This is a genomic window from Nonomuraea sp. PA05 (assembly GCF_008086045.1).
Lineage (GTDB): Bacteria > Actinomycetota > Actinomycetes > Streptosporangiales > Streptosporangiaceae > Nonomuraea > Nonomuraea monospora.
Map to the genome: position 1 here is coordinate 16,003 of NZ_VSEY01000085.1, position 12,204 is coordinate 28,206.

A 12,204-nucleotide genomic window follows, 5' to 3' on the forward strand; every position below is an offset into this window, starting at 1 on the left:
GACGCCCGGCCCGCGACGCCCGGCCCGCGACCAGCCCGGCCCGCGACCAGCCCGGCCCGCGACCAGCCCGGCCCCGCCTCGGCACCCGACCTGCGACGCCCTCGGCCGCTCAGCCGAACGCCGCCAGCGACACCGGCTGCCACTTGCGCCACGTAGCCAGCCGCTCCTCATACTCACCCGCCACCACCTCGTACGACTTCCCGAAGAAGACCCGCGCCGGCGGATCGTCGGTGTCGGCCAGCTCCAGGATCGGCCCGCGCGTCGCCTTCGGATCCCCCAGATCCCACTCGGGCGCGGTCGCCGCCCGGACCCCGGCGTAGTCGGGATGCTCGGCGCTCGCCCGGACGCTCCCGCCGCCGAAGTCCGTCGAGTACGGCCCGGGCTCCAGGCAGATCACGTCGATGCCGAAGGACGCGACCTCCTTGCGCAGCGACTCCGACAGCCCTTCCACCGCCCACTTCGAGGCGTGGTAGCCGCCGATCCCGGGAAACGCCCGGACCCCGCCCTCGCTGGTGACCTGGATGACGCGGCCGTGCCCCTGCGCGCGCAGCACAGGCAGGACGGCCTGGGTGACCCACAGCGTGCCGAAGAAGTTGGTCTCCATCTCGGCCCGGATCTCGGCCTCGGTCAGCTCCTCGACCATGCCGAAGTGGCCGTAACCGGCGTTGTTGACCACCACGTCCAGCGTGCCGAAGTGCTCGGCCGCCCGCCGTACGGCGGCGAACACGGCCGCGCGGTCGGTGACGTCGAGCCGCAGCGGCAGGACGGCCTCGCCGTACCGCTCGACGAGGGGACGCAGGGCGTCGAGATCGCGCGCGGTGGCGGCCACCCGATCGCCCCGCTCCAGCGCGGCCTCGGCCCACTCCCGTCCGAACCCCTTGGACGTTCCGGTGATGAACCACGTCTTGGACATCGTCTCCACCTCTCAACCTGAATGCCTTCCATTGCAACAGTAGTACAGACTGCATTAATTCCAAGCATGCTAAGCTTCTGGGTATGGAGGGCAGGCGAGACAGGAAGAAGCGGCAGACCCGCGAGCGGATCCAGGCTGCGGCGCTGGAGCTGTTCACCTCGAACGGCTACCGCAACACGACCATCGCGGCGATCGCCGAGCACGCCGACGTCGCGACGCGGACCGTCACGCTGCACTTCCCCACCAAGGAAGACCTGCTGTTCGCCGACGACCCGTTCGACCCGGAGTCACTGGCCGCCCGCCTCACCCCCCGGCCTGGCGACACGCTGGACGCCGTCGGCGAGTGGATGCGCGACACGATGCGCGCCCTCGACGGACACGACGCCGAGCAGGGCCGCGAACCGGGCGAGATCTGGTCCCTGCGCACCAAACGCGCCGCCCTGATCGCCGATGACGAGGACCTGCGCGCCCGCGCCCGCGCCAGCTACTACGAGCTGGAACGCCTGATCGCCGCCGCCATCGGCAACGACCTGGGCCTCCCGCCCGACGCCCTCGCCCCCCGCCTGACCGCGTACGCCGTGGTGGGCGGCCTGCGCGAGCTGTACACGACCCGCGAGGCCCGCCACCGCGAAGACCTGCCCGCCCTGGTCGACCGCGTGCTCCACTTCGCCCGCGCGGGCCTGACCCAGCTCACCACCGACGCCGGGAAGCCTTAGAACGGCGGCGGCTCGCGCCGCGTCTCGGGTGCCCTCCGCGCGCCTCCCGGGAGACGCTGCCCGGGTGCCGTATGCGTGCCCCGTCCCGGATCCGCTCCGCCTGGGCGTGCGGCGAAGACTCCAACGCCAGTCGCCGGCCCCCTGGACGGGCGACGCGGCGGACGGTTGTGACCAGTTCGCCGCCCTCCTGCCCGGCCTGGAGCACCTGCGCCCTCGCCGACTGGACGGCCCTCGCCCGCCGATGCGGCACACGAGGGCCTCGTCGGCACGCCTCATCAGGCCGGTGACCGGGCCTTCCGCCGAACTCCTTCCGTAGCGCCGAAATCGGGGCTTTCGGGCTCATCTCTCGCATGGCTACGATCGGGCACCGATCACCTGCACGGAGATCGTCCATGACAGCTACACCAACCGGCGAGGAGCGTCCCGCGCGTGACTGGATGGGGCAGGAGCAGGCGACCACGAGCCGGGGCCGCGGGCGACGGGGCCGGGCCGCGGAAACCGGCCGGCGTGCGGCGGTTGTCGCTGCGTACGGTGCTGCTCATCATCGTGCTGGTGCCCAGCCTGACGTTCACCCCGCTGCTGGCGTCGGGCATGAACCAGCTCTTCAGCCAGTGGCGGGTCGAGAAGGTCCAGATGGACCTGGCCACCTCGCTGGCCGGCAAGCCCGCGTCCGACCTGTTCTTCGGTCTGGACGCCGAGCGCAGGCTGACCGCCGAGTTCCAGGCGGGCCTGCGCAGAGGCTCGGCCGGTGAGCTGGCCACGGCGCGCGCGGCGACCGACCGGGCGGTGAACGCGTTCCTCCCGCTGTCGTCGCTGGACACCAGTGACGCCCCCGACGGGCTCGCCGACGCCGTCGCCCGCACGGCGAACAGCCTGGGCCGGCTGGCGGAGCAGCGCCGGTCGGTGGACGCCCGGTGGGCGGACGCGCAGAAGTCGTACGACTACTACAGCGGCCTCATCGAGTCGGCCATCGGCGTGCTGACCGTGCTCAGCCGGACCGACGAGGGCGAGGTGAGCAACAAGGCGCAGTTGCTCGTCGACCTGTTCTGGGTGGTGGACACGCTCGGCCGCGAGGACGCCCTGCTGGCCCGCGGCTGGGAGAGCAAGCGCCTGACCAGGGAGGAGTACCGCCTGGTCACCGACGCGATCGGCGCCAGGAGGCACCTCCTGCAGACGCGGGTGCTCCCGGGGCTGAGCGGCAACGAGACCAGGTACTCGGGGCTGATGAACAGCCAGGCCTGGCAGACGCTGACCGTTCTGGAGGGGCAGTTCGTCACGCCGGGCAGCGCCACCGAGGTGGGGCAGGTGACCCTGCGCGGCAACAGGTCGATGTGGCGCTCGTCGGCGGACACGGTCACCCAGCAGGTGCTGGAGCTGCTGCGGCTGCGCTTCGACAACGTCAGCGCGATCGGCTACGGCCACGCCGACATGATCTTCACGGTGTTCGTCGTCATCAGCAGCGTCGGCCTGCTCGCGCTGGGCCTGGTGATCTTCACGAGCTGGCGGCTGACCAGGATCCTCCGCCGCCGCATCGACCACCTGCGCCAGGACGCCCTGGAGCTGCAGGAGCGGCTGCCCGATGTGGTCGCCCGGCTGGAGCGCGGCCAGGACGTGGACGTGGACGCCGAAGCCCACATGATCGAGCCCACCCAGGACGAGCTCGGCGAGCTGGGCCACGCCCTGAACCTGGCCCGCCGCAGCGCCGTGGCCACCGCCGTCCGGCAGGCCGAGCAGCACCGGGGCTTCCAGCGCATGCTGCAGCGCATCGCACGGCGCACGCAGATCCTCATCGGCCTGCAACTGAAGAAGCTGGACGAGCTGGAGCGCAGGCACGAGGACCCCGAGGTGCTGGAGGGCCTGTTCGACCTGGACCACCTGACCGCCCGGCTGCGCCGCTACGAGGAGAACCTGGTGATCCTCGGCGGCGGCCAGCCGCAGCGGCGCTGGCGCAAGCCGGTGCGCCTGCTCGACGTGCTGCGCGCCGCGCAGGGCGAGGTCCAGGACTACCGGCGGATCTCGATCGAGGTCGAGGGCGGGCCGTGGGTGGCCGCGCGCGCGGTCGGCCCGCTGGTGCACGTCCTGGCGGAGCTCATGGAGAACGCCACCGCCTTCTCCAAGCCGATCACCCCGGTCGAGGTGCGGGCCGCGCCGGTCAGCCGGGGCGTCGCCGTGGAGATCGAGGACCGCGGCCTGGGCATGGAGCCCGAGCAGTACGCCGCCGCCAACGAGCTGATGGCCTCGCCGCCCGAGCTCGACGTGATGACGCACGCCGAGGACGCGCGGCTCGGCCTGTACGTGGTCGCCCGCCTGTCGGCGAACCTGGGCCTGCAGATCGAGCTGCGCTCCTCCGCCTACGGCGGCACCCGCGTCGTCGTGCTGCTCCCCGAGGCCATGATCGTCGAGGCCCCGGAAGAGGAGGAGCCTCCCCCGGCCGGGACGGCCCGGCAGCCGGACACCGTGGAGGCCGTCCAGGCGCCTCGTGAAGGCGAGCCGTTGCCCGCTCGTTCGAGGGGACGCGCGATGGCCCACGTGGCCGCCCAGGCGACGGCCCAGAACGGGGCGCCGAACCAGAACGGGGCCGCGGACCACGGCGGCGCGCCCGAGCCGCTGCCCCAGAGGGTCCGCCAGGCCAGCCTGGCCCCCGAACTCCGCAGGCCGGTGACCACGGAGGAGCCGGCCGAGCAGGACACCGGCCCGCTTCGTGATCAGCCACGCCGATCCGGTGCCACAATCGGTGCGTTCCAACGGCAGTCCCGCCGGCGCCGGACCGGTGACGACGCCTTCCCCACGCCTCCGGACCCGGACTCCGAGGCCGGTTCCCCTACGACGGAAGATCGATGATGACGCAGCGAACCACCGCCACCAACGCCGACCTGGACTGGCTCCTGGACCGCCTGGTCAATGAGGTCGCCGGCACCCGGCACGCCATCGTGCTGTCGGACGACGGCCTGGTGATCAGCCAGTCCAGGACCATCCAGCGGGCCAACGCGGAACGCCTGGCCGCGATCGCCACCGGCCAGCAGAGCCTGGCCAGGGGTGCCGGGGATCTCTTCGGCGGCGGGCAGGTCCACCAGGTCATCATCGAGCTGGCCGAGCTGTGGCTGTTCATCACGGCGGCGGGCCGCGGCACCCACCTGGCCGTCGTCGCCTCCCAGGAGGTGGACGCCGAGGTGATGAGCGAGGCGATGCACACCCTGATCCAGCAGGTCGGCCAGAAGCTCGGCACGGGGGCGCGCCCGCCGATGACCAGCAGGCCGGGGAGACCCGGATGAAACACTGGACGGAGGACTTCGACGACGACACCGACGAGCCCTTGGTCCGCCCCTACACGATCACCAGCGGCCGCACCGCCACCCAGCGGGACGACCTGACCCTGATCACCATGGTGACGGCGGCCGCGGCGGGCGCTCCGCCGTCCAGACGCGACCTGAGGAAGATGCAGCCGGAGCATCACACCCTCCTGGACCTGTGCCGGCGGCCGCTGGCGGTGGCGGAGCTGGCCTCCGCCCTGCACCTGCCGGTCTCCGTGACCAAGATCCTCATCGAGGATCTGGTCGAGGCCGGTCACGTGCTGGCCCAGCCGCCGCTGGCCTTCGCCCCGGCGAGCAGGCTTCCCGACATCACAATCCTGAAAGCGGTGAGGGATGGGCTACGCAAGCTCTGAGCACCAGGCCCGTGCTCCCCTGGCAGTCAAGATCCTCGTCGCCGGCGGGTTCGGCGTCGGCAAGACGACCATGGTCGGCGCGGTGAGCGAGGTCGCCCCGCTGCGTACCGAGGAGTACCTGACGCACGCCAGCGTCGGCGTGGACGACCTGGAGGGACTCAGCGGCAAGTCCACCACCACCGTCGCGCTGGACTTCGGCCGCATCACCATCAACCACGAGCTCGTGCTCTACCTGTTCGGCACGCCCGGCCAGGAGCGCTTCTGGTTCATGTGGAACGACCTCGTCAACGGCGCGCTGGGCGCCGTCGTCCTGGTCGACACCCGGCGGCTGGAGGTGAGCTTCGCCTCCATCGACTTCTTCGAGAACCGCGGCATCCCGTTCGTGGTCGGCGTCAACTGCTTCCACGGCGTCAGGGACCGGACGCCGGAGGAGATCCGCGCGGCCCTGGACCTCGACCCGCAGGTGCCGCTGGTGCTCTGCGATGCCCGCGACCGGCGGGCGGGACGCGATGTGCTGCTGGCGCTCATCGACCATCTGATGGCCGCGGAGGAGCGCACCACACCGCATCCCGTGCCGTGACCGGCGGTGGCGGTCAGGCGTGGCCGTTGGCGGCGCACCAGCTCGCCCAGGTGGTGGCACCCTTGCCGAGCTGCTTGTTGTAGAAGGAGGTCCAGGAGTTCTCGCTCGGCCCCGGCTGGGCGGGAGCGGCCTTGTACAGCGGGTGGCTCGCCTCGATCTCGGCCCGCAGCCATGGCTCGATCGCCGCGTACGAGCCGAGCGACCAGCTCCGGGCGTGGTAGGTGAGCTGGCCGCGCACCGCGGTCTCCGGCAGGCACATGAACGGCGCCCACGGGCTGGTCCGCGCCCAGCTGATCTTCGTCTTCATCGCGCCGTCCGGCACCCCTGCCTCGGTGCGGGCCGCCACCTCGCGCTTGTCCACGGAGAAGTCGAACATCTCCTGCGCCGCGTACACGCCGCCGACCAGGCCGAACTGCTCGCCGAGCGTGGTGGCGAAGTTCGTCCGGACGGGGATGTCGCTCGTCCAGACGGTCTCGTCGTGCAGTTGCTGCAGCGGCGGGCCCGCGTAGGAGGGGGTGATCGTGAACGGGCCGAAGTTCACCGTGTCGTTGTTGATCGGGACGACCGGGTACGTCTTGCCGTCGATCGGGTTCTTCCACTCGCGCAGCACGCGCTGCGGATCCGCCGGGTCGGTGTAGAAGACGATCTCCCGGGAGAGCTGGTAGAGCTGGTTGGTGTCGGGCACCCGGTACAGCCGCCGGATGTTGTAGCCCTCGATGTTGAACAGCTTCTGGCCGTGCCGCATCGCCGGGTCCAGGCTGTTGCCCTCGATGTTGGCGTACACCGAGCCCGAGATCCTGAACACCATGTCCTTGCCGTCCGGACGCCCGAACGTCTGCAGGGACAGCTTCCCGCTCGTGTCGGTGACGGTCGCGTAGACCGGTCCTGGGTCCGTGGGGGCGGGGGCGCCGTCACTGGCGGACGCGCCCGCCGCGCCGGTGGTGAGAAGTAAGGCGAGCGGAGCCAGCAGCCCCGCCAGACGTTTCTTGATCACGTTCGGCCTTTCGTGCCGAGAAGGAAGCGAACAGCGCCATATGTGATCATGCCGCGCGAACCGTTGTCCACTTCCGCCCCGGTGAGCGCATTGCCTCACAGGTCGCGGCGCCGGAGGACGATCGCCGCCGGGCACAGGCAGGCGCCGGTCGGCGGTGCTCCACCGAGACGGGACGCCGCCCCGCCGAGTCGCGCCGGCGTCCCCGGATCCTGGAAGGCGTGCACGGCGCCTCGCCACACGACGCCCGCCGGCGTGCCCCCTGTGACCCCGCGCAGGATCAGCCCAGGCTCGCGACCTTGGCCCGCAACTCCTCGGTGTCGCGATGCCCCAGCTCCCGCATGATGTCCAGCGCCTGGCTCCACGCTTCCCCCGCCCCGGACCCGTCGCCGAGCACGAGCAGACTGTCGCCGAGATGGTGGAGGATGTACGCCTCGCCGTACCGATCGTGCACCTGCCTGCACAGGCAGAGCGCCTTGCGGAAACACGTGACGGCCGTTCCTGGCCGGCCCAGGCCGTGGTGGGCCCGGCCGGCGTTGTCCCACGCGCTGGCCTCGCCGTACGGATCCTCCAGGCTCTGGAACTGCCCGAGCGCCTGCTCCGCCAGCGACAGCGCCTCGCGATCGTCGCCCAGCCTGAGCCGGTAGTTCGCCATGGTGTCGAGCGCCGTGGCCTGCCCCGTCCCGTGCCCGGCGCGCAGGAACAGGCGCGAGGCCCGCTCGACCGAGGCGAGGGCGTCCAGAAGCTGCTCCTCCTCTTCGCGGACGTACGACAGATGGATGTGGGCGCGGGCCTCGCCGACGGGGTCGCCGAGGTCGTGGAACGTCTCGATCGCCGCCGCGAAGTGCGTCTCGGCCTCCGCGTACCGGCTCAGGCGCGTGCATGCCAGGCCGAGGTCCCGGCGCGTGCGGGCCTGCGCGCCCCGATCGCCCAGTTTCTCGGACGCGGCCAGCGCGATGCGCAGAGCGGCCAGCCAGTCGTGCCAGTGTCCCTGGCGGTCGAAGAAGTCGCCGCAGGCCTCGGCCAGTCGCCAGGCGTGCTCGTCGAACCCGTGGCCGGCGGCTCGGCGGACGGCCGCCAGCAGGTTGGCGTGTTCCCGGGTGAACCAGGCCATCGCCTGCTCGACGTCCTGCGGCCGGTGGAGGGTGACTCCGGCTCGGGGCCGGGGGAGCGCGGGCGGCTCCCGGCCGGGCGACAGCAGCAGGGCGGCCGAGTAGGCGGTGTGCAGGTAGTGGTCGAGGGTCCGGTGCAGGGCTCGGGTGCGTTCTTCTTCGCCGTCCTCGTCCGCGGACAACTGGGTGGCGTACGCGCGCAGCAGGTCGTGGCAGCGGAACCGTTCCGTCGCGTCCCGGGCGAGCAGGCTCGCCCGCGCCAGCTCGGCGAGGAGGCCCGCGGCGTCCGCCTCGGCCAGGCCCGCCAGCGAGGCCGCAGCCGCGACGCCCAGGTCAGGGCCGGGATGCACGCCGAGCAGCCGGAACAGCGCGCCCGCGTCGGCCGGCAACGCCTGGTACGACCAGGAGAAGACCGCGGAGATGTCCGTGTCGCCGCCGTCTCCCGTCGCCAGCGCCCGCAGGCGGCCCCGCTCCCGGCCGAGCTCACCGGCGAGCACCTTGAGCGGCACCTCCGGCCGCATCACGGCGCGGGCGGCGACGATGCACACCGCCAGCGGAAGCCCCGCACAGTACGCGAGCAACTCCCGCGCGGCCCCGCCTCGGCCCCGGCCCGCCCCTCACCCAGGAACCCGACCAGCAGCCGGTGCGCCTCGGCGGCGGTCAGCAGGTCGAGCCGCAGGTACGCGGCTCGGTGACGGGCGATCAGGCCACCCAGCTCCCGCCGGCTCGTGACGAGGACCATGCAGGTGGGCGAACCGGGCAGCAGGTGCCGCACCTGGTCGGTGTCGCGCGCGTTGTCCAGGACGAGCAGGCTGCGCCTGCCCTCCAGCAGGCAGCGGAAGCGGGCGACCCGCGCGTCGAAGCCGGACGGGATCTCCCGGTCGGGAACGCCGAGACAGGACAGCAGCCCACGGATCGCCTCGGGCGCGGTCATGGGGGCGTCCGGGCCGAAACCCCGCAGATCCACGTAGAACAGGCCGCCGGGGAAGCGGTCCGCGTGCTGCCTGGCCCAGTGCACCGCGAGGGTGGTCTTGCCGATGCCCGCGCTGCCACCGATCAGCGCCACGACCGCCGCGCCCTGGCCGCAGGAGACCTGGTCGAGCAGCACCGTCAGCGCGGCCAGCTCGTGATGGCGGCCCACGAAACGCCCGGCCGCGGCGGGCAGGTGCACAGCCGGAGGCTCGGGCTCGGGTACGGAGTCGCGCGCGGTCTCCCGCATGGCCGCCTTGGCGGCGGCCCACCGGCCTCGCCAGGCGTCCACGTCGCCGCCGAGCCAGCCTACCCACGCCTTCACCGTGCCCCAGCTCGGCAGGATCCGGCCGTTGAACGCCTGCGAGAGCGTGGTGCGTCCGGTGCCGGTGCCGTTCGCGAGCCGCTGGAAGGTCGGATCGCCGGCTTCCTGCCGTAACGCCTGCAGCCCCTTGGCGAAGTCGGCGAGCGCGGGATGCGGGGCGGGCCTGCCGCCATCGGTCATCTTGTGCTGATCCTCGTCTCGTGTTCCGCGCGTGTTCGACGCTTGTTCAGGTGGCTTGCGGTGCTGAGGCGCCGGACACAACAGTGGAACCGAGGGCCACGACAGGGGCTGCGACATTCGAAACCCGACATGTTCGCGCCCATTGATCGAGATATCCGGCGCACTGAGCAATGAATCGCCGCACCAGGGCCGTCATCATGCCGCGGGCATTCCGTAATCGCATCGTAGCGGGTCGCGCACTTCCGGGAGGGCGCCCGGGGAAATGCGGTCACGATGGCCGGCGCCTTCGGCTTTCCGGGCGATCGAAATCGGTCGAACATCGGCAGGGAGAAATGGACGTCCAACAACAAACCAGACCCCGAGCGGCTCGACGCACGAAAAAGGTCCGGGCGCGGCTGACGGTCTTCGGTGTGCTGATCCTCGTGGTGCTCCTGGTGACCGTCAGCGCCTTCGCGGTGGTGCGTTCCATCGCACCGTCCAAACAGGACCTGCTGGTCCGGGCGGGCCTGCAGGGCAAGGCGCGGCTCACCATCGGCGTCAGGGACGACCTTCCCGGCATCGCCCTGTGCACGTCCACCTGCACGGGGTTCGACATCGACATCGCGTACGCGGTCGCGCGCGAGCTGGGCTATCCACCCGACAAGGTGGATCTCGTCCCGATCGAAATAGAACACCGGGACGACAGGCAAGCCAAGAAGGACGGCGGCTACATTACCGTGGATCTCGTGGTGGCCAGCTACAGCATCACCGAACAGCGGGTGAAGGAAGGCGTGCGATTCTCCTCCGCCTATCTGGAGACGACACAGGCCGTGCTCACCAGGTCCGACTTCGAAGGCGCGCTGGAAAGCATGGCCGCCCTGAAAGGCAAGAAGGTGTGCACGCTGGGCGCGTCCACTGCGGAAGGCCCGCTGCGCGAGCTGGGCATCATCCCGATGGGCCGCTTCCGCATCAGCGACTGCGTGCAGCGCCTCAAGGACGGCGAGTACGACGCGGTGCAGAGCGACGCGGCCATCCTCGCCGGCTTCGTCGCGCAGGACCCCGATACGCTGCGCATCCACGACATCACCCTGGACCCGGCGGAACGGTGGGGCATCCACACAGGCCCGAACGACGCGATGCACACGCTGGTCGAGCTGGCCCTGCACCGCATCACCACCAGCGGGGAATGGCGCAACCTGTACGCGGAACACCTCGCGCCCGCCGAGCTGGTCCTGAAACAGCGGCAGCAGGTCGCCATCGCCGACCCGCCCGCTGTCCCCCGGCCGGAGATCCGTGAATGGTGACCGGCGACGCGGAGGCGCCCTCGCGCGCGTCCGAACCCAAGGACCGGCAGTGGCAGATCGCCCTGCTGCCCGCCATACCGTCACTGCTGCTGATGCTGCGCATCTGGTACTTCAGCCACGAAAGCGTGGACAACGCGCAACTCATCGTCCAGCACCTCAACCCGATCGGGCTCATCACCGCTCTGCTGCTCACGGTGCTGTGGCTGCTCCCGGCCGCGGCCCTGGGCTTCCGCCTGGCCGGATCCCTGCTGCGCCTCAGCGTGGACGACCCGCTGCGGTACCGCGTGGCGCGGCTCAGCACGTACATCCCGGGCTGGGTGCTCGGCGCGAGCGTGATCGTCGCCGCGCTGACGTGGGAGATCCAGTTCCTGCCGATCCTGCTGTCGATCGCGCTCATCCTCGCCACGGTCGAACTGCAGCTGAGGTTCCCCGCCCAGGACGGCCTCGTCGCCGCCTGCACCTCGCTGATCGGCGCGGGCGCCATCGTCGTGTTCTACGTGTTCAGCTGGCCGCTGGCGCAGGAGGCGATGGCGCGCCAGGACGTCATGGTCATCCTGCTCGGCCTCCTCCCGCCGTTCGCCCTCCTGGTGAACGGCCCCCTGCCGAGCCGCGTCGCCCACTGCACGACCACCGCGGTCGCCTCCCTGCTCGCCCTGGGCCTGGCCGCCATCGTGGTGCTGGAGTTCGTCCGCATCCCCATCCTTCCCGTGATGGCGGTGGAGGTCGGTGACGGGGCCGGGGCGGCGACCGGCCGGCGGGTGCTCAGCGGCTATGTCATCACCATGGACGAGCAGATGACGACCTTCCTCGACCTTGGAGGGGCGCTGCACTTCGTGACCAACGACTCCATCGTCTCCAAGACCCTGTGCCGGGACTACTCGCGCGCCCCTTACACGGATCTCGCCATCCGTGGGCACCGCCTGGAACAGTCCGTCCTGGAGACGGGCGGACCGGACGGCCTGAGCCGGGCCGTCGACCAGCGTTGTTACGGGCGCACGCGGTAACGGGCGTCTTGGGTGGGCGGCCAATCAGTGTTGCTACGGGCGCGCGCGGTAACGAACGTGCTCAGCGGGCGGCCGTTCGACGTTGGTACGGGCGCGCGCGGTAACCGACGTTCTCATCGGGCGGCCGTTCAACGTTGCCACGGTCGCACGCGATCACGGCTGGCCTGGTCCGAGCAGTGGGCCAGCGTCGCCACGCCCGCCCGCACGCTCGCCCGCCCGCCCGTACGCCCGCCCGCCCGTACGCCCGCCCGCCCGTACGCCCGCGCCCGCGCACGGTCGTGCCTTGGAGGCGCTGCGTCCCGCACCTCGTGCGCCGCATCCCCTTGCATGCCGCGCTCAGATCCGCACACCGCGCATCCAGACCGAGCACCCTGCACCCGCGCCCTACGTGTTCGGGGAATGCGGCTACGGCGGGAGTAGTCCTGGGAGCGGCTTAGAAATCCATATCGCCGCCGCCCGGCATGGCT

At 71.4% G+C, this 12,204-nt stretch carries 11 protein-coding genes; 7 read left to right on the forward strand and 4 right to left on the reverse strand.

The genetic code is table 11. The features are described 5' to 3' along the window. Positions 1-109: 109 nt before the first annotated feature. Positions 110-913, reverse strand: a complete 804-nt coding sequence (locus tag FXF51_RS59320) for an SDR family NAD(P)-dependent oxidoreductase (protein ID WP_148443676.1) — start codon at positions 911-913, stop codon at positions 110-112. 83 nt (positions 914-996) lie between these two features. Between FXF51_RS59320 and FXF51_RS59325 the strand changes: the two genes are divergently transcribed. The 5 genes from FXF51_RS59325 (at position 997) to FXF51_RS59345 (ending at position 5,873) form a co-directional block, all read left to right on the forward strand. Then, positions 997-1,629, forward strand: coding sequence for a TetR/AcrR family transcriptional regulator (locus FXF51_RS59325; protein ID WP_148443677.1), 633 nt, complete (start codon positions 997-999; stop codon positions 1,627-1,629). Between the two features lie 429 nt (positions 1,630-2,058). Further along, positions 2,059-4,470, forward strand: a complete 2,412-nt coding sequence (locus FXF51_RS59330) for a nitrate- and nitrite sensing domain-containing protein (protein WP_262380653.1) — start codon at positions 2,059-2,061, stop codon at positions 4,468-4,470. Then, the gene (locus FXF51_RS59335) at positions 4,467-4,901 is read left to right on the forward strand and encodes a roadblock/LC7 domain-containing protein (RefSeq protein ID WP_262380654.1); all 435 of its coding nucleotides are present in this window, start codon (positions 4,467-4,469) and stop codon (positions 4,899-4,901) included. The genes FXF51_RS59330 and FXF51_RS59335 overlap by 4 nt, the downstream gene beginning before the upstream one ends. After that, the gene (locus tag FXF51_RS59340; protein WP_148443678.1) at positions 4,898-5,293 is read left to right on the forward strand and encodes a DUF742 domain-containing protein; all 396 of its coding nucleotides are present in this window, start codon (positions 4,898-4,900) and stop codon (positions 5,291-5,293) included. The genes FXF51_RS59335 and FXF51_RS59340 overlap by 4 nt, the downstream gene beginning before the upstream one ends. Continuing rightward, a complete protein-coding gene (locus FXF51_RS59345; protein WP_148443679.1) occupies positions 5,274-5,873 on the forward strand; it encodes a GTP-binding protein in 600 nt (199 codons plus the stop codon). Before FXF51_RS59340 ends, FXF51_RS59345 begins: the two co-directional genes overlap by 20 nt. A gap of 13 nt (positions 5,874-5,886) precedes the next feature. On the opposite strand, the gene FXF51_RS59350 is transcribed toward FXF51_RS59345, so the two are convergent. From FXF51_RS59350 to FXF51_RS59360, 3 genes are all read right to left on the reverse strand, one after another. After that, entirely contained in the window at positions 5,887-6,867 is a 981-nt protein-coding gene (locus FXF51_RS59350; RefSeq protein WP_148443680.1) for a DUF1838 family protein, read from the reverse strand. Positions 6,868-7,144: 277 nt separating this feature from the next. Next, a complete protein-coding gene (locus tag FXF51_RS59355; protein ID WP_187415188.1) occupies positions 7,145-8,557 on the reverse strand; it encodes a tetratricopeptide repeat protein in 1,413 nt (470 codons plus the stop codon). Continuing rightward, the gene (locus FXF51_RS59360; RefSeq protein WP_187415189.1) at positions 8,497-9,450 is read right to left on the reverse strand and encodes an AAA family ATPase; all 954 of its coding nucleotides are present in this window, start codon (positions 9,448-9,450) and stop codon (positions 8,497-8,499) included. The genes FXF51_RS59355 and FXF51_RS59360 overlap by 61 nt, the downstream gene beginning before the upstream one ends. Positions 9,451-9,860: 410 nt before the next feature. Here FXF51_RS59360 and FXF51_RS59365 point away from each other — a divergent pair, with 410 nt between their 5' ends. Further along, positions 9,861-10,733 carry a transporter substrate-binding domain-containing protein gene (locus FXF51_RS59365; RefSeq protein ID WP_187415190.1) on the forward strand — a complete coding sequence of 291 codons (873 nt, stop codon included), beginning with the start codon at positions 9,861-9,863 and terminating at the stop codon, positions 10,731-10,733. Then, a complete protein-coding gene (locus tag FXF51_RS59370) occupies positions 10,727-11,737 on the forward strand; it encodes a hypothetical protein (protein WP_148443684.1) in 1,011 nt (336 codons plus the stop codon). The genes FXF51_RS59365 and FXF51_RS59370 overlap by 7 nt, the downstream gene beginning before the upstream one ends. Positions 11,738-12,204: the final 467 nt, after the last annotated feature.